The organism is Mesorhizobium sp. M0698 (assembly GCF_040320455.1).
In the GTDB taxonomy this organism is placed as follows: domain Bacteria; phylum Pseudomonadota; class Alphaproteobacteria; order Rhizobiales; family Rhizobiaceae; genus Mesorhizobium.
This window is the reverse complement of sequence record NZ_JAMYPQ010000002.1, coordinates 290,336-307,624: the sequence shown is the minus strand read 5'-3', so window position 1 is coordinate 307,624 and position 17,289 is coordinate 290,336. Positions and strand designations below refer to the sequence as shown.

Genomic DNA, 17,289 nt, shown 5'->3' with positions numbered 1-17,289 from the left:
GATGCTCAATCAAATCAGGCCCGCGATCGTCATGATCGTCTTCTTCACCATTCTGACGGGTTTGGTCTATCCGATCGGCATGACCGGCATTGCCCAGGCGCTGTTTTCGCGCCAGGCCAATGGCAGCCTGATCGAGAAGGACGGCAAGCTCGTCGGTTCCGAGCTGATCGGCCAGGCTTTCGAAAGCGACCGCTACTTCCATGGCCGCCCGTCGGCTGCCGGCGACGGCTACAATGCCGCCGCCTCGGGCGGCTCGAATCTCGGCCCGACCAACCCGAAGCTCATCGACAGGATCAAGAGCGACGCCGAAAAGCTGAGAGCCGAAAACCCGAGCCAGCCGGTACCGATGAATCTGGTCACCACGTCCGGCAGCGGCCTCGATCCGCATATCAGCCCCGATGCGGCCTATTTTCAGGTTGCCAGGGTGGCCAAGGCCAGGGGCGTCGATGAATCCAGGATCAAATCGCTTGTCGACAGCCATGTCGAAGATCGCGAATTGGGATTCATCGGCGAGGCGGTGGTCAATGTGCTGGCCCTCAACCTTGCGCTGGACGATGCGATGAAACAGTGAAGGACCGGCGCCGGGATCGACACCGAAGCCGGCGCCGTTCATGATTGACCCTTATGCCAGACGACAGCCGCACCGCCGAAACCAGGCCCTCTCCCGACGCGCTGCTCGAGCATGCCGAGCGGGAGGAGCGCGGTCGCCTGAGGATATTTCTCGGCGCCGCCCCCGGTGTCGGCAAGACCTACGAGATGCTGATGTCGGGCCGCGCCAGGCTGGCCGACGGGGTCGACGTGGTGATCGGCATCGTCGAGACGCACGGCCGCAAGGAAACCCAGACGCTGGTCGAAGGCTACGAGGTCATTCCTCGCCTTGAGATCGATTACAAGGGGCGGATCCTTGAGGAGATGAATCTCGACGCCATCCTCGCCCGGCACCCGGCCCTAGTTCTGGTCGACGAACTCGCCCACACCAACGTCGCCGGCAGCCGTCACCCCAAGCGCTATCTCGACGTCCAGGAAATCCTGACGCACGGCATCGATGTCTACACGACGCTGAATATCCAGCACGTCGAGAGCCTGAACGATGTCGTGGCGCAGATCACCCGCGTCAGGGTGCGGGAAACTGTCCCCGACTCCATAATCGACCAGGCCGACGACATCGAGATCATCGACCTCACCCCCGACGATCTGATCAAGCGGCTTGAGGAAGGCAAGGTCTACATCCCCAGCACCGCCCAGCGCGCCATCGAGAACTATTTCTCGCCGGGCAATCTGACGGCGCTCCGGGAATTGGCGCTCCGCCGCACTGCCCAGCGGGTCGACGAGCAGTTGCTGACCCACATGCAGGCCCACGCGATACCCGGGCCTTGGGCGGCGGGGGAAAGGGTTCTCGTCTGCGTCGATGCGCGTCCGGGCGGGGCGGCCCGTGTACGCTATGCGCGGAGGTTGGCCGACCGGCTCCGCGCCCCTTGGACGGCGCTTCATGTCGATACCCCTCATTCAGCGGCCATGCCCGAGGAGGACAAGGATCGGCTGGCGACGCAGCTGCGCCTTGCCGAGCAGCTCGGTGCCGAGGTGACGACCATTCCGGGTCAGAACGTCGCGCAAGACATCGTTCGGCATGCGACGGCGAACAACTTCACCCATATCGTGATCGGCAGGCCGACCCGATCGCGCTGGCGGGAATTGATCGAAGGCTCGCTCACTTACGATCTCATCCGCAATGCCGGCGACATCAGCGTCCATGTCATTTCGGGAAACGAACGCAACGCCGAGGCGACGTCGAGGACCGTCAAGGCGGCGGACGAGCAGTGGCAGTTCGAGATCTGGCCCTATCTCAGGGCCACGGCCTATGTTGTTGGCTCGCTCGCCTTCGCCGTTCTTCTCGACCAGTTTCTCGACGTCCGCAATCTGGCGATCATCTTTCTCATTGGGGTCCTGACGTCGGCGGTGACCGGCGGTCTCTGGCCGGCTTTGTATGCCTGCCTCATCAGCGCCATTGCCTTCAACTATTTCTTCCTGGAACCACGCTACACGCTGACGATCGAGGATCCGGAGAGCATCGTTGCGCTGGCTGTCTTCCTGGTTGTTGCGGTCATTGCCAGCAATCTAACAGCGCGCGTGCAGCGTCAGGCGGTCGCTGCGCGCTCGCGGGCACGCGCCACAGAAGATATTTATCTCTTCTCAAAGAAGCTCGCCGGCGCTGGGACGCTTGATGACGTTCTCTGGGCGACTGCCTTCCAGATCGCCTCGATGCTGAAGCTGCGCGTGGTGCTGCTTCTGCCGGAGAACGGCACAATTGCGGTCAAAGCCGGCTACCCACCCGACGACACGCTGGCCGAGGCCGACATCGCAGCAGCCCGCTGGGCCTGGGAGCATAACCGCGCCGCCGGGCGCGGCGCCGACACGCTGCCCGGAGCAAAGCGCCTCTATCTGCCCTTGCGGACCGGACGCACGGCGGTGGGCGTTGTCGGCCTCGACAACGACAAGCAAGGTCCGCTGCTGACACCCGAGCAGCAGCGTCTGCTCGATGCGCTCGCCGACCAGGCGGCGGTCGCCATCGAGCGCATCCAGCTCGTCGCCGATGTTGACCGGGCCAAGCTCGCGGCCGAGGCAGACCGTCTGCGCTCGGCCTTGCTCACCTCCATTTCCCACGATTTGAAGACGCCACTTGCCGCCATCATGGGCGCGGCCGGAACACTCAGGGACTTCGAGGCCGCACTTCCCGAGCAGGACCGGACGGAACTGCTGTCGACCGTGCTCGATGAAGCGGAGAGGCTTAACCGCTTCATTGCCAATCTGCTCGATATGACCAAGATCGAATCCGGCACGATGGAGCCGAACTATGCGTTTCACTATCTCGGCGACATTGTCGGTTCAGCTCTGTATCGGGCCCGCAAAATCGTCGGCGAGCATAAGACCGAGATCGACATTCCATCGGATCTGCCGATGTTGCGGGTCGACCCCGTTCTGTTCGAACAGGTGCTGTTCAACCTCCTCGACAATGCTGCAAAATACGCGCCGCCAGGTTCGACGATCCGCCTGCAAGCCTGGGCCGACAACGGCTTCGTCATCCTGCAGATCATGGATGAGGGACCAGGCATTCCGCCAGCGGATCTAGAGCGCGTTTTCGACACTTTCTACCGTGTGCGCAAGGGTGACCAGGTGCGTGCCGGCACGGGGCTCGGCCTGTCGATTTGCCGCGGCTTCATCGAAGCGATGGGCGGGACGCTCTCGGCGGCAAACAGGTCCGACCGCTCGGGGGCGGTTTTCACCATCAGGATGCAACTGGTGCCGGCGGAACTGCCCAACCTCGGCGAACCCGATGCGGGCCATCAAAATATGGACGATCTGGCATGACGAGCCTGGACGTCAGGATATTGGTGGTCGACGATGAACCGCCGATCCGGAAACTGCTTCGCGTCGGGCTTGGCAGCCAAGGCTACGCGATCAGCGAGGCGCCGAACGCCAGGGCGGCGATTGAACTCATCGAGACGGAAAAGCCGGACCTTGTCCTGCTCGATCTCGGCCTCCCCGGCATGAGCGGCCATGATTTGCTGCGCAAATGGCGGGATGATGGCCTGGACATTCCCGTGGTTATTCTTTCCAGCCGCACTGATGAGGCCGGCATCGTGTCCGCCCTCGAACTCGGCGCCGACGACTATGTCACCAAGCCGTTCGGTATGAACGAGCTTGTCGCACGCATCCGCGTAGCGCTTCGCCACAAGTTTCAGCAGCAGGGTGAGAGACCGGTGTTCCAAACCGGCGACCTCTCCGTCGATCTGGTGAAGCGCGTCGTCAAGGTCGAGGACAAGGAGATAAAGCTCTCGCCGAAGGAATACGACATTCTTCGCACCTTGGTGCAGCACGCCGGCAAGGTTCTCACCCACCAGTTCCTGCTGAAGCAGGTCTGGGGCGATTCCACCGACGTTCAATATCTCAGAGTCTATGTCCGGCAACTCAGGCTAAAGATTGAGAAGACGCCCGACCAGCCCCGCTATATTACGACCGAGACCGGCGTCGGATACCGGCTGCGCGAAGTCGATTGACGCGAGGAGCATCCGAAGCCGAAATGCCTCTTCCAATCCGCTTCAAATCAGCGGCGGCCATGGTGTCGTCGGACAAAAGCCCTATATTAAGGAAAGATCGGTTTTGTGCGGGAATGAATGGATGTCACGGCTTCGTCTATTGACGTTTTTAGGGTCGGCAATGCTGACCGCGGCGATGCTGTCGGGCGTAAATCCTGCTGCATCGGCACAGGTCGTCAGTCCCGCCGACCGCAACGTGTTGATCCAGCAAGACCAGTTGCAGATGTTGGAGAACAGGCTGCGGCGGCAGCAATACCAGCAGCAGCAACAGCAGTACCGTGCCCAGGATCGCCAAATCCCAACACCGCAACGGCAGGAGGTGCCGCAGATGAGGCCAACTTGCCAGTTGCTGCCGTCGGGGAGCGGCTTTGTCAGCACCTGCCGCTGACGACCGGCCCTTTCCATTTATTTAGCCGACTTATATATTGTGGAAACCGCTCCGCTTGCGCCCCATTGAAAGCGGCCGACTTTGCAACGCTGCCCTTGCCGTTTGGGCACCGCCTCGACTGGATTATCGAATGGCAGCCAGCAAGAAGAAGGTCGTACGCAAGGCAAGGGAGGGCGACCGGATTCGCCAGGTCGCGGCGATTCCGTTTCGGCTGAACGAGCATGGCGAAGTCGAGGTGATGCTGGTCACATCGCGAACGACAAGGCGCTTTATTGTGCCGAAGGGCTGGCCGATGAAGGGCAAGAGCGGCCGCAAGGCGGCCACCATCGAAGCACAGGAAGAAGCCGGCGTTCTCGGCAAGACACTGAAACAGCCGGCCGGCACCTATTGCTACTGGAAGCGGCTGGCGAACCGCTTCGTCCGTGTCGACGTCGTCGTCTATTTGCTGGAGGTAACCGAGGAACTTGCCGACTGGCAGGAATCCAAGAGGCGTCAGCGTGCGTGGCTGGCACCAGCCGACGCGGCGTTGCTCATCGACGAGCCGGATCTTTCGACGCTGGTGAGGAACATCAGGATTGCCGAGCTGGAGCATAATCCCAAAAAGCAGGGTCCGGCGTTCGGAAAAGATCCCGCTCAATAGAAGATGGAGGCCTGCCCCGACTGTGTCGGGATGGAATTGGTTCCAGCGCCCGCCGCCGCCGTCTCTTGAACCGATGCCTCACTGACTGCCATCGTCTTCCTCGGGCAGAGGCCGCGCCGGCGTGCCGGTATAGGCCCACAGCCATTCGCGCGGCAGCGGCCCCTTGTTGCGGTCGCTTTCCTGCGACTGTTCCCACGCATGTGCGAGGATGCCGACCGAGCGCGACAGCACGAAAAGGCCGCGCGTCAGCGGCGGCGGAAAGCCGAGCTCGCCGTAGATGACGGCCGTGGCGCCGTCGATATTGAGCGGGATTTTTTTGCCCTTGCGCCGCGCCACCTCGGCCTCGATCGCCTCGGCGATATCGGCGAAGCGCCCGCTGACGATGCCGCGCGCGGCAAAGTCGCGGGTTAGCTCGATGAGGCGGGGCGCCCGCGGGTCGACCGGATGGAAACGATGGCCGAGCCCGGGCACATAACCGTTTTCCCCAGCAAGGAAACGATCGAGCCGCGCCGACACGGCGTCCGCAAGCGGCATGCCGGCGTCCAGTTCGGCAGCGATGTCTCCGTAGAAGGAAAGCGCCTGTTCGCCGGCGCCGCCATGCACATCGCCAAGCACGTTGACGGCTGATGCCATGGCGCTGTTGATGCCGACGCCGCAGGTGATCGCCATACGGGCGATGGCGATCGACGGCGCCTGCGGCCCATGGTCGACGGCAGCACCCAGCGCGATGCCAAGCAGCGCCGCCTGCTCCTCGCTTGGCGTTTCGCCGCGCAGCATGAGCCAGATCATTGCCGGAAAGCTGACGCGACCGATCAGATCCTGGATTTCATAGCCGCGCAGCCGGATGACGCCGGGGCGCATCTCGATGATGCCGGTCTGCCACCATTCCTCGCCGCGCGCGCGACCAGTCTTGTTTTGCGTTCCGCTCATGCCTTCGCTCTTTTCTTGGCGCGTGGCGGCAGGTCGGCAAAAACCTCGTCCATATGCTCGCCCAGCCCGGGCGGCGGCCTGCTCGGCAAAGGTGCCTTGCCATCGACCATGAAGCCGCCGCGCACCACGGTCAGCGGCTTGTCCATTCCGGACACAGCCTGGAAGCGCGCCGTCATGCCGCGCTCGATCACCTGTTGCTCCTGCAGTATCTGCGGGATTGTCAGCACCCGGCCTGCCGGCACGCCGGCGCGATTGAACGTCTCCTCCCAGGCGGCGGCCGAGCCGCTCGCCAAGGCATCCTCGATCAGCGCTTTCAATGCAATGCGGTTCTGCTTGCGCGTTTCTCGCTCGGCAAAGCGGACATCCGAGGCCAGCTCCGGCCGGCCGATCAATCGGCACAGCGCGATGAACTGCTCCTGCTTGTTGGCTGCGATGTTGAGCAAGCCGTCGCCGGTGCGAAACGCGCCAGACGGTGCGGCCGTCATGTTTTCATTGCCCATCGGCTGCGGCTCGACGTCCGCCGTCAGATAGTTCGACACCGGCCAGCCGAGCGCAGAAAGCGTGCATTCGAGCATCGACACGTCGAGGAACGCGCCCTCGCCTGTCGTCTTCTGCTTGACCAATGCGGCGGTAATGGCGAACGCCCCGACCAGCCCGCCAAGCGTATCGGCAACCGGATAGCCAACACGCAGCGGCGCCGTTTCCGGTGTACCGGTGATGCTCATAATCCCGGAAAGACCCTGGATGATCTGGTCGTAGGCTGGATTGTCGCGCATCGGCCCGGTCTGGCCGAAGCCCGATATCGCACAATAGACAAGGCTTGGCCGGACCTCCTTCAGCCTGGCATGGCCAAGCCCCAGCCGGTCCATTACGCCGGGGCGGAAATTCTCGACCAGCGCGTCGGCCGAAGCGACCAGATCGAGGAAGCGTTCGCGGCCGGCCTCCTGCTTGAGATCGAGCGCCACCGAGCGTTTGCCGGCATTCTGCGCCAGGAACGAAGCGCCCATGCCCGCCCGGTTGAGCTCCGGCGAGGCGCCGAGCTGGCGCGCCAGATCACCGCCTTGCGGCGTCTCGACCTTGATGACATCGGCCCCGAGCAACGCCAGCTGGTAGGCGCAATAGGGGCCGGCCAGCACATTGGTCAGGTCAAGGATGCGGATGCCGGAAAGCAGGTCTGTCATGACGTCACGAACAGCTCAGGCATCGCCCGGCACGTGCTCCGGTCCACGCATGCGTCTGTGCTCGATGTAGGCCCAGATATGCGGTCCAACCAGCCCGATGAAGGCCAGCGTCAGCAGCGTCAGCGACAGCGGATGCTTGTAGAACACCGTCCAATCGCCGTTGGAGATGGTCATCGCGCGGCGGAACTGCGTTTCGGCAAGCGGCCCGAGAATCATGCCGATGATGACGGGCGCGGTCGGGAAATCGAAACGCCGCATCAGAAAGCCGGCGGCACCGAGCAGATAGAGGATGACGAGGTCGATCGGCGATTGCGAGATGCCGTAAGTGCCAACCGTGGCGAACACCAGGATGCCGGCATAGAGTTGCGGGGCCGGGATCTTCAGCAATCGCACCCAGAGCCCGATCAGCGGCAGGTTGAGGACGACGAGGATGAAATTGGCGATGAACAGGCTGGCGATCAGCCCCCACACCAGGTCGGCCTGTGTCGTCAGCAGCAGCGGCCCCGGATTGATACCGTAGCTCTGGAACGCCGACAGCATGATCGCGGCCGTCGCCGAGGTCGGCAGGCCGAGCGTCAGCATCGGCACCAGCACGCCGGCCGCGGATGCATTGTTGGCGGCCTCCGGCCCGGCAACGCCCTCGATGGCGCCGACGGTGCCGAACTCCTCCTTGTGTCTGGAGAGTTTCTTCTCGATCGCATAGGACAGGAAGGTCGGGATTTCGGCGCCGCCGGCCGGCATGGCGCCTATCGGGAAGCCGATCAGGGCGCCGCGCAGCCATGGCCTCCACGAGCGCGACCATTCGGCCGCGGTCATATAGAGCGACCCTTTCAACGGCACGATATCGTCCTTACCGGCATAACGGCGCGAGGCCATGTAAAGCGTCTCGCCAACGGCGAACAGGCCAACGGCGACGACGATGACGTCGACGCCGTCGAGCAATTCGCTCGTGCCGAAGGTGAAGCGCGGCTGCCCCGTCTGCAGGTCGACGCCTATCATGCCGACGACGAAGCCGACGAACAGGCTGGTCAGGCCGCGCACCGACGACGAGCCGAGCACTGCCGAAACCGTGATGAAGGCCAGCACCATCAGCGAGAAATATTCGGCCGGGCCGAAGGCCAGCGCGAATTTGACGACGATCGGCGCCAGGAAGGCAACGCCGATGGTGCCCAGCGTGCCGGCGACGAAGGAGCCGATCGCCGAGGTCGCCAGGGCCGCACCGCCGCGGCCGGAGCGGGCCATCCGGTTGCCTTCCAGCGCGGTGACGATGGTGGCGCTTTCGCCAGGCGTGTTGAGCAGGATCGATGTCGTCGAGCCGCCATACATGGCGCCGTAGTAGATGCCGGCAAACAGGATGAAGGACGCCTCCGGCGCCACCTGATAGGTGATCGGCAACAGCAGCGCGATGGTCAGTGCCGGCCCGAGGCCGGGCAGCACGCCGATCGCAGTCCCCAGCGTGGTGCCGACCAGGCACCATATGAGATTGATCGGCGAGAAGGCGACCGAAAATCCGTGCGCGAGATGGCCGAGCGTTTCCATGGCGTCAGCCCCTCAGCATGGCAACGACCGAATCGACGATCGCGTTCAGCTGGTTTTCGATGAAGCCGGCGCCGATATTGACGCCAAGCGCCCTGGCAAAGCCGAAATAGGCGGCCAGCGCCAGGATCAGCCCGAGCAGCACGTCACGCAGCGGACGCCGGCTGCCGAAACCGTGGCAGATGAGAACGAACATGATGACAGATGCAGCGGTAAAGCCGAGCGGCTGGATCAGCACCAGATTGGCGATCAGTCCGAGGGCGACGATGCCCATCGCCTTCCAGTCGGTCGGCGTCTCCTTTTCGTCCTCCGGCTGCCATCCGCCCCGCAAGGCGGCAATGATGAGCAGCAGCGACAGGATCATCATCCCGGTCATGGTGATGTAGGGAAAGACGGTCGGACCGACCTTGGAATAGAGCGGCGACACCGGGATTGCCAGCGTCTGCCAGGCAACCGCACCGGCACAGGCGAGGAGCCCGACGCCGATCAGCAGTTCGGGCACTGCAAGGCGCGGCGGCGCCGGCTGGTCGCTGGTGCTCATCATCGTCCTCCCAATGTCGGTCCCTTCGGGCCGGTTCTCCTTGGACCGGTCTCACTCGGCCGATCTCGGCGTAGTTTCACCTCCGGCGCCGCGTATGTCCATGCGGCTGGCGAAAGTCGGCAAGGGTTGGCGCAGGCTGCCGCCCCTTGCCGAGAGCATCACGCTAGGCCGAGGTCCTTGAGGATCGTCCCGATGCGGGCCGTGTCTTCTGCGACGAATTTCGCATAATCGTCACCGGTGAGCAGGATCTGCGTCCAGTTGCGGTTCTTGCATTCGGTGGCCCAGGCGTCGCTCTTGGCCATGGTCTCGATCAGCTTGATCATTGCTGCCTTGTCGGCGTCCGAGACGCCGGGCGGTGCGAAGACGCCACGCCAGTTGAACAGCTCGACATCTATGCCGGCTTCCTTCATCGTCGGCGCATCGATCCCCTCCTGGCGTTTGTCCGCGGAGATGGCCAGCAGCCGCAGCGCACCCGCCTTGACCTGTTCGGCGAACTCGCCATAGCCGGAGATGCCGGCCGCGACCTGGTTGCCGAGCAGCGCCGAAAGCGCCTCGCCGCCGCCGGCGAACGGCACATAGGAAAGATTGGTGGCCGGAACACCAACGGTCTTGGCGATGAGGCCGAACAATATATGGTCCGAGCCGCCGGCCGAACCGCCAGCAACCGGAACCTGCGTCGGGTCAGCCTTGAGAGCAGCGACAAAGTCCGCGGCCGTCTTGAACGGCGAGGCGGCCGGCACCACAAGCGCCTCGAACTCGCCAGTAAGGCGGGCGATTGGCGTGACCTCGGTAAGGTTGTTAGCCGCCTTGTTGGCGATGATCGCGCCGACCATGACCATGCCAGCCACCATCAGCGCATTGCCCTTGCCCTTCCACTGATTGACGAATTGCGGCAGGCCGACAGTACCGCCGGCGCCGCCGACATTGGTGATCTGCGAGCCGGAGATCAGTTTTTCACTGCGCAGCACCTGGTCCATGGCGCGCGCCGTCTGGTCCCAGCCGCCGCCTGGCGCCGCCGGCACGAAAATCTGCAGCTGCGGCGCGTCCTGCGCGAAGGCGGGGATAAAATGCGATTGCGCGAGTCCGGCAGCACCTGCTGCCGCGGTGCTCATCAAGAATCGGCGTCTGTTCAGCATGGGATTCCTCCAAATCGCGACACCTCCTCCGGTGCCTGCCAGAAACGTGGCCTGACTTCAGACCCGCTCGATAAAATTCATGCAGAGTTTGCGTCCTCCTGTCAAAGACAGAACACGCCGCATGCGGCACAATCGGCCTGCGCGATTTTCAGGCTGGCGGACCGGACGCCCGAAGACGACGTGGCAGGCAGTGCCAAACAGCATCCGTCAGGGTTGCCGCTCCAGCAGGATGGTCGGCTTGCCTTGGTAGACGGTTCGCAGCACTTCGCCATAACCGCATTTTGCCGCGACGTTCAGCGAGCCGGTGTTTTCCGGATCGATGATGCAGACGGTCTTCGCGGCTGCAAATGCCTCATCGCCCCAGGCAAGCACCCGTGCGACGACTTCGCTGGCCAACCCCTGGCCATGCACGCCCGAAACCAGAGCCCAGCCGGCCTCCGGAATGCCCTCGATCGACGGCGTCATGTCGCGTTTCAGATCGTGAAAGCCGGCCTCGCCGATGAAGCGGCCGGTCGCCTTTTCCTCGATCGCCCAGAAGCCGTAGCCCAGAAGCGACCACAGGCCGGCATGGCGCAGGAAACGCATCCAGCTTTCCTCCCGCGTGCGCGGCTTGCCGCCGATAAAACGGGTGACGACGGGATCGGCCCACATTGCGACATAGGCGTCGAAATCGTCCAGCCGGTGCGGCCGCAGGACCGTGCGAGAGGTCTCAATCACTGGGGCGACAATTGTATGCGGACTGGCCATGGTCATGTCTCGGTTGTGTTGCCGGTGCCTAATGCAGGTCATCCAACGGTTAGGACAGCGACATGCATGAGACTGGGAATCAAAATCCGTTGCGTAAAACAAGAGCCAAGGCTGTGTAGATTATCTTCCAGGCTGATGTGAATTCTGCCAAGCAGTGTTATTTTTCGCCAGTATTGGTTCACGTGCGTTCGGTTTCGGCGCTGCCGTCCGACAGAGGGGAACAGCATGGACACCACCGACCTTGTGCTTGCCATCTTCCATCATCTGCTGGTGTTTTCGCTGGCAGGCATCATCGGCGCCGAGTTCGTCCTGATCCGCAGCGACTTGTCCGCCGCGACGCTGAAGCGGCTTGTCGGCATCGATCGCCACTACGGCATCATCGCCATGCTGATCATCGTCGCCGGCATCGGCCGCGTCATCTATGGTCTCAAGGGCTGGGAATTCTACGTCTACAACTGGATGTTCTGGGCAAAGATGGCCGCTTTCGCAATTGTCGGCCTGTTGTCGATTATCCCGACCGTCCGATTCCTGTCCTGGAACAGGCAGGCGAGCGCCAGTTCCGGCTTCCAGGTGCCTGCGGCGGAGCTAGCGTCCGTTCGCACCTATGTCCGCACCGCGGCCCTTCATCTTCCTCTTGATCCCGGTGTTCGCGGCGGCGATGGCGCGCGGCTATGGCTACTAGCATAGGTTGGAGGAAGGGCATCGCACGGCCCAGCCTTCCCACTCATTTGCGCGGATAGACGTGCAGTTTGCCGTTTGAGCCCGATTGTCATTTGTCGGGTTGCGCTAGTTATTGCTCCATCTACAGTCAGTTTTGAGAGGAACTCCACGCAGCGGTTGGTAATTCGTATCATGGGAGGAATCACGATGAGAAAATTCGTCGCCGCGCTGGCTGTCGCTGCGGCCGCCATGCTTTACCCACCGGCCGCTGGCGCGCAGACCTACCCCGAACGCACCATCACCATTGTCGTGCCGTTTTCGGCCGGCGGCCCTACTGACACCGTCACGCGTCTTGTCGCGGAAGCCATGTCGAAGGACCTCGGCCAGCAGGTCATCGTCGAGAATGTCGGCGGCGCCGGCGGCACACTGGGCGCCGGCCGCGTCGCAAATGCCGAGCCTGACGGCTACACGCTGCTCCTCCATCACATCGGCATGGCGACAAGTGCTACGCTCTACAGAAAGCTCGCCTACGACACGCTGAACGCATTCGAATATGTCGGCCTCGTCACCGAGGTGCCGATGACCATCGTCGGCCGCAAGGACCTCGAGCCGACCGATCTGAAGGGGCTGGTCGACTACGCCAAGGCCAACAAGGACAGCATCACCGTTGCCAATGCCGGGATCGGTGCCGCCTCGCATCTGTGCGGCATGCTGTTTATGAGCGCCATCGGCACGCCGCTGGTCACCGTACCCTACAAGGGCACCGGCCCGGCCATGACCGATCTTCTCGGCGGCCAGGTCGACATCATGTGCGACCAGACGACCAATACCACCAAGCAGATCCAGGGCGGCACGATCAAGGCTTATGCCGTAACCTCGCCGCAACGGCTAGACGTGCTGCCGGACGTGCCGACGACGATAGAGGCCGGTCTTCCCCAGGTGCAGGTCGGCATCTGGCACGGCATCTATGCACCCAAGGGCACGCCGGCCGAGATCACCGAACGCCTGTCGAAATCTCTGCAGGTGGCGCTGAAGGACCAGAACGTCGTCGCCCGATTTGCCGAACTCGGCACCAAGCCGTCGCCCGAGGCCGATGCCACGCCGGCCGCGCTCAAGGCCAAGCTGGAAAGTGAGATTGCGCGCTGGAAGCCGATCATCGAAGCGGCCGGCCAGTACGCCGACTAAAGGTTTTCAACGGGGCGCCGCCAGCGCCCCGTTTTTACACCGGCATCGGCACGCCCGTGAGGCGGGCCGGGAGGACGCCATGAAACCTTTCGCAATCGACAGAACCAACGGCATATGCGCCGCGCTGTTGATCTTTATTGGCGCCTTTTTCGCGCTGCAGTCGCTGGGCCTCGAAATCGGCACCGCCTTTCGCATGGGGCCGGGCTATTTCCCCCTGGTTCTGGCGATCGTGCTCATTCTGCTCGGCGCCGTCATCCTAGTCGAGGCAGTGCGCTTCGAGAGTGAGCCGATCGGTTACATTGCGTGGCGCGGCATGCTGTTCATCCTGCCTGCTCCGATCTTCTTCGGCCTGACGGTGCGCGGCCTCGGCTTCATCCCGTCGATCTTCCTGACGGCGCTGATCGCATCTTTCGGTAGCGGCCGTATGAAGCCGCTGACTGCACTCGTGCTGTCAGCCGGCCTGACGCTGTTCGCATTCGTCGTCTTCAGCTACGCACTCGGCCTGCCGTTTCGGCGTTTCGGCCCGTGGTTGCCACTGTCGTTGTGAGGAGATGAAATGGAACTCCTCAACAACCTCGCACTCGGCTTTTCGACAGCCACATCTTTGGCAAACCTCGGTTTCTGCCTGATCGGCGTCCTTCTCGGCACGCTGATTGGCGTTCTGCCCGGCATCGGTGCCACCGCAACCATCGCCATGCTGTTGCCGATCACCTTCCAGATCGGCGACCCGGTTTCCTCTCTCATCATGCTCGCCGGTATCTATTACGGCGCGCAGTATGGCGGCTCGACCACCGCCATTCTCATCAACATGCCCGGCGAATCCTCGTCGGCCGTCACCGCAATCGACGGCTATCAGATGGCCAGGAACGGCCGCGCCGGAGCAGCCCTGGCGACCGCGGCGATAGGCTCGTTCTTTGCCGGCACGGTGTCGACCTTCCTCGTCGCCATCTTTGCCCCACCGCTGACGGCGATAGCGCTGAGATTCGGCGCGGCCGAGTATTTTTCGCTGATGATCGTCGGCCTGGTCTCGTCCGTCGCGCTCGCCCACGGCTCGATCGTCAAGGCGCTGGCTATGGTCGTGCTCGGCCTGCTGCTGGGACTTGTCGGCACCGATATCTACACCGGTACGCCCCGCTTCACACTCGGTATCCGCGAATATGCCGACGGGCTGAATTTCGTCGCAGTGGCGGTCGGTGTCTTCGGCGTCGCCGAGATACTGCGCAACCTCGAAAACGAGCATGAGCGTTCCGTGCTGATCCGAAAGATCTCCGGCCTTATGCCGACCCGCGAAGATTTTCGGCGCATGGCGGCTCCCATCGTGCGCGGAACGATCATCGGTTCGGCGCTCGGCATCCTGCCGGGAGGCGGCGCGATCCTTGCCGCCTTTGCCTCCTACACCGTCGAAAAACGTGTCTCGAAAAATCCCGGGGAATTCGGCAAGGGCGCCATCGAAGGCGTCGCCGGACCGGAATCGGCCAACAATGCCGGCGCCCAAACCTCCTTCATCCCGATGCTGACGCTCGGCATTCCGGCCAACCCGGTAATGGCGCTGATGATCGGCGCGATGATCATCCAGGGCATCGTGCCCGGCCCCAATGTCGCCATCGAACAGCCTGCACTGTTTTGGGGTATCATCACCTCGATGTGGATCGGCAATCTGATGCTGATCATCTTGAACCTGCCGCTGATCGGGCTTTGGGTGAAACTTCTTACCATCCCCTACTATGTGCTCTTCCCGATCATCATGGCGTTCTGCTCGATCGGCGTTTACAGCGTCAACACCAACGTCTACGACCTCTATGCCGTCGCCTTCTTCGGCTTGCTTGGCTACCTCCTGACCAAGCTGCGCTGCGAACCTGCGCCGCTGCTGCTCGGCTTCGTGCTCGGCCCGCTGCTCGAGGAAAACCTGCGCCGCGCCATGATCCTCTCGCGCGGCGATCCGAGCACCTTCGTGACGCGGCCGATCAGCGCCAGCCTGCTCCTCATCGCGCTTGCCGTGCTCGTCATCGTGTTTCTCCCCGCGGTCAGGAAGAAGCGCGAGGAGGTGTTCGTCGAGGAGAGTTCCTGAATGTGGACGGCGCCACATACGAGGAACTTCAGAGTCACTTGCCGGGCACTGACTCAGTAGCCGCTTCTACTGGCCCGAGCGGCGCGATCTCGACCAGCGGTGCAGGCACGCTGGTCGTCTTTTCCTTGGCCTTGCAGATATCGGCGATGACGCAGGCCGGGCAATCCGGCTTGCGCGCCTTGCAGACATAGCGGCCGTGCAGGATCAGCCAATGATGCGCGTGCCGCATATATTCATCCGGAATGATCTTCAGGAAACCTTGCTCGACCTGTTCCGGCGTCTTGCCCGGCGCCAGGCCGAGCCTGTTACCGATGCGGAAGATGTGCGTGTCGACCGCCATCGTATGCTGGCCGAATGCCACGTTGAGCACGACGTTGGCGGTCTTGCGGCCGACACCCGGCAGCTCGACCAGTTGATCGCGATCCTCAGGCACCTCGCCGCCATGGTCGCGGATCAGCGCCTCCGACAGCGCGATGACGTTCTTGGCCTTGTTGCGCCATAGCCCGATGGTGCGGATATGGTCGCCGAGCTTGGCCTCGCCTAGCGCCAGCATCTTTTGCGGCGTGTCGGCGATTTTGAACAGCGCCCGCGTCGCCTTGTTGACGCCGGCGTCCGTCGCCTGAGCCGAAAGCACCACCGCCACCAACAGCGTGAAGGCGTTGATATGTTCGAGCTCGCCCCTCGGTTCCGGCCGCTGAACGGAAAAGCGCCGGAAAATCTCATGCACCTCGGCCGCGCTGTAAAGCGCCCGCGATCTCGCCGGCCGCGGACGCGGCTTGACGTTCGAGCCGTCGCGGCGGCCGGGCAACAGGTCTTTTTTTAGCGCAGAAGAGTTTTTGGGCTTGGGGCTTGTCATTGCCTTCCTATAATATTCCCCAATGAGCGACACAAACGCCTCATTTCAGGCCGACGAGCCATTTTTCCAGGCGCTGCTGACACCGCACCGGTCGCTGGGCAAGACCGGCTTTGCCATCCTGATGGGCGCCCTGCTGTTCGGCTGGCTGGTGACCGGAGCTTTTTTTCTGTCGCGCGGCGCCTGGCCGGTGTTCGGCTTCTTCGGCCTCGACGTGATCGCCGTCTACATCGCCTTCCGCGCCAATTATCGTGCCGCCCGGGCTCGCGAGGAGGTATCGGTGTCGCGCACCAGCCTCGACATCCGCAAGACTGCCCCGTCAGGCAAATCGGAAGCACACCGCTTCAATCCGTTCTGGGCGCGCTTTTCGATCGCCCGCCACGCCGAGATCGGCATCACCAGAATGGCGGTCGAGGCGCAAGGAAAAACCGTCTCGATCGGCGGCTTCCTCAACCCTGCCGACCGCGAAAGTTTTGCCACCGCATTTTCGCGCGCTCTGGCAGCCGCCAAGGCGCGCTGAGCCAGCGTTTCAGAACCGATAGCGCAACAGCCTGCCGATCTTGCGCAATGCTGGAATGTATTTCCAAAGGCGAACGAACAGTTTCGCGAACCAGCGCATGCGAGCGGCATGTTCCGGCTTATAGGCAGGGATGTCCTCGACGAACCGCAGCTTCGGAACGGCTCGCTCCAATTCATGCGGGTTCTCGATGCTCCAGTGGACCTCGGCGCCGGTGGCGCGGAAGGAGGAATTGAGGCGAATGATCTTCAGTCCCAGGCGACTATAGGCATCGAAAACCAGTTCGCCGCTCGAAAGATGTCCCACCAAACGAGAAAACAGTTGCTGCCCCTCCTCGGCACCCAGGTAGGGAGTCAGGCCTTCCGCCACGACTATGGCCGGGCGATCCCGAGGTACTTTGTTCAGCCATCCAGGTTCGGTGACCGACGAAGCGATCAGATGGTAGTGATCCCGCACTGGATAGAGCTTGCGCCTGAGATCGATGACTTCGGGATAGTCGACGTCGAACCATTCCACGCCGGCTGGCGGGTCGATACGGAATATGCGCGTATCGAGCCCACACCCGAGATGCAGTACGATGGCGTCAGGATTTCGGGCGAGAAAGTCCTGAACGCAGACGTCCAGCGTCTTTGCCCTGATTGCTAGACCGATGCCGAGATTGTTGTCGACCTTGAGCCGTGAGAAATCATAATCGATGTTGCGCACCGCCTCGTCGGCAAAGTAGTCCCTGAGCAGCGAATTGGGCAGCCGGCTCTCCAGCGCCTTGCCGTAAAGTGTCAAAAGCAAAGTCTCCTTTGCCCCGGTCAAGTTTAC

Annotated in this window: 18 protein-coding genes; 10 read left to right on the top strand and 8 right to left on the bottom strand. The window is 62.7% G+C overall.

Going from position 1 to position 17,289, the window contains the following annotated elements; genetic code table 11:
- Window position 1: 1 nt before the first annotated feature.
- The 5 genes from kdpC to NKI16_RS06100 all read left to right on the top strand — a co-directional run bounded on the left by kdpC (window position 2) and on the right by NKI16_RS06100 (window position 5,122).
- Window positions 2-571 (top strand): potassium-transporting ATPase subunit KdpC, encoded by a 570-nt coding sequence (gene kdpC / locus NKI16_RS06120; RefSeq protein ID WP_023675296.1) that lies wholly within the window; start codon window positions 2-4, stop codon window positions 569-571.
- A gap of 53 nt (window positions 572-624) precedes the next feature.
- Window positions 625-3,366 (top strand): DUF4118 domain-containing protein, encoded by a 2,742-nt coding sequence (locus NKI16_RS06115; protein WP_352588308.1) that lies wholly within the window; start codon window positions 625-627, stop codon window positions 3,364-3,366.
- Window positions 3,363-4,055 (top strand): response regulator transcription factor, encoded by a 693-nt coding sequence (locus NKI16_RS06110; protein ID WP_023675295.1) that lies wholly within the window; start codon window positions 3,363-3,365, stop codon window positions 4,053-4,055. The genes NKI16_RS06115 and NKI16_RS06110 overlap by 4 nt, the downstream gene beginning before the upstream one ends.
- A 121-nt stretch (window positions 4,056-4,176) precedes the next feature.
- Window positions 4,177-4,482: a hypothetical protein gene (locus NKI16_RS06105; RefSeq protein WP_023675294.1), complete on the top strand. Its 306-nt coding sequence runs from the start codon at window positions 4,177-4,179 to the stop codon at window positions 4,480-4,482.
- A 130-nt stretch (window positions 4,483-4,612) separates the two neighbouring features.
- Window positions 4,613-5,122 carry an NUDIX hydrolase gene (locus NKI16_RS06100; protein WP_352465927.1) on the top strand — a complete coding sequence of 170 codons (510 nt, stop codon included), beginning with the start codon at window positions 4,613-4,615 and terminating at the stop codon, window positions 5,120-5,122.
- Between the two features lie 78 nt (window positions 5,123-5,200).
- Here NKI16_RS06100 and NKI16_RS06095 read toward each other — a convergent pair whose 3' ends face one another.
- The 6 genes from NKI16_RS06095 to NKI16_RS06070 all read right to left on the bottom strand — a co-directional run bounded on the left by NKI16_RS06095 (window position 5,201) and on the right by NKI16_RS06070 (window position 11,193).
- The gene (locus tag NKI16_RS06095) at window positions 5,201-6,052 is read right to left on the bottom strand and encodes a citryl-CoA lyase (protein WP_352465928.1); all 852 of its coding nucleotides are present in this window, start codon (window positions 6,050-6,052) and stop codon (window positions 5,201-5,203) included.
- Window positions 6,049-7,233, bottom strand: a complete 1,185-nt coding sequence (locus tag NKI16_RS06090; RefSeq protein ID WP_352465929.1) for a CaiB/BaiF CoA transferase family protein — start codon at window positions 7,231-7,233, stop codon at window positions 6,049-6,051. Before NKI16_RS06090 ends, NKI16_RS06095 begins: the two co-directional genes overlap by 4 nt.
- A gap of 15 nt (window positions 7,234-7,248) precedes the next feature.
- Window positions 7,249-8,772, bottom strand: coding sequence for a tripartite tricarboxylate transporter permease (locus tag NKI16_RS06085; RefSeq protein WP_352568211.1), 1,524 nt, complete (start codon window positions 8,770-8,772; stop codon window positions 7,249-7,251).
- A gap of 4 nt (window positions 8,773-8,776) precedes the next feature.
- Window positions 8,777-9,310 (bottom strand): tripartite tricarboxylate transporter TctB family protein, encoded by a 534-nt coding sequence (locus NKI16_RS06080; RefSeq protein WP_352453996.1) that lies wholly within the window; start codon window positions 9,308-9,310, stop codon window positions 8,777-8,779.
- Window positions 9,311-9,468: 158 nt separating this feature from the next.
- Window positions 9,469-10,446 (bottom strand): Bug family tripartite tricarboxylate transporter substrate binding protein, encoded by a 978-nt coding sequence (locus NKI16_RS06075; protein WP_352576226.1) that lies wholly within the window; start codon window positions 10,444-10,446, stop codon window positions 9,469-9,471.
- Window positions 10,447-10,653: 207 nt separating this feature from the next.
- Window positions 10,654-11,193 (bottom strand): GNAT family N-acetyltransferase, encoded by a 540-nt coding sequence (locus NKI16_RS06070; protein ID WP_352576228.1) that lies wholly within the window; start codon window positions 11,191-11,193, stop codon window positions 10,654-10,656.
- Between the two features lie 225 nt (window positions 11,194-11,418).
- Here NKI16_RS06070 and NKI16_RS06065 point away from each other — a divergent pair, with 225 nt between their 5' ends.
- From NKI16_RS06065 to NKI16_RS06050, 4 genes are all read left to right on the top strand, one after another.
- A complete protein-coding gene (locus tag NKI16_RS06065) occupies window positions 11,419-11,880 on the top strand; it encodes a DUF2214 family protein (RefSeq protein WP_502897564.1) in 462 nt (153 codons plus the stop codon).
- Between the two features lie 180 nt (window positions 11,881-12,060).
- Window positions 12,061-13,038, top strand: a complete 978-nt coding sequence (locus tag NKI16_RS06060) for a tripartite tricarboxylate transporter substrate-binding protein (protein WP_352453992.1) — start codon at window positions 12,061-12,063, stop codon at window positions 13,036-13,038.
- A gap of 79 nt (window positions 13,039-13,117) precedes the next feature.
- Window positions 13,118-13,585 carry a tripartite tricarboxylate transporter TctB family protein gene (locus NKI16_RS06055; protein WP_352568215.1) on the top strand — a complete coding sequence of 156 codons (468 nt, stop codon included), beginning with the start codon at window positions 13,118-13,120 and terminating at the stop codon, window positions 13,583-13,585.
- A gap of 9 nt (window positions 13,586-13,594) precedes the next feature.
- Entirely contained in the window at window positions 13,595-15,106 is a 1,512-nt protein-coding gene (locus NKI16_RS06050; protein ID WP_352588322.1) for a tripartite tricarboxylate transporter permease, read from the top strand.
- A gap of 34 nt (window positions 15,107-15,140) precedes the next feature.
- On the opposite strand, the gene nth is transcribed toward NKI16_RS06050, so the two are convergent.
- A complete protein-coding gene (gene nth / locus NKI16_RS06045; protein WP_023675282.1) occupies window positions 15,141-15,962 on the bottom strand; it encodes an endonuclease III in 822 nt (273 codons plus the stop codon).
- Between the two features lie 22 nt (window positions 15,963-15,984).
- Between nth and NKI16_RS06040 the strand changes: the two genes are divergently transcribed.
- On the top strand, window positions 15,985-16,479 hold the full coding sequence (locus NKI16_RS06040; protein ID WP_023675281.1) for a DUF2244 domain-containing protein: 495 nt from the start codon (window positions 15,985-15,987) through the stop codon (window positions 16,477-16,479).
- 9 nt (window positions 16,480-16,488) lie between these two features.
- Here NKI16_RS06040 and NKI16_RS06035 read toward each other — a convergent pair whose 3' ends face one another.
- The gene (locus NKI16_RS06035; RefSeq protein ID WP_352783356.1) at window positions 16,489-17,256 is read right to left on the bottom strand and encodes a class I SAM-dependent methyltransferase; all 768 of its coding nucleotides are present in this window, start codon (window positions 17,254-17,256) and stop codon (window positions 16,489-16,491) included.
- Window positions 17,257-17,289 lie beyond the last annotated feature (33 nt).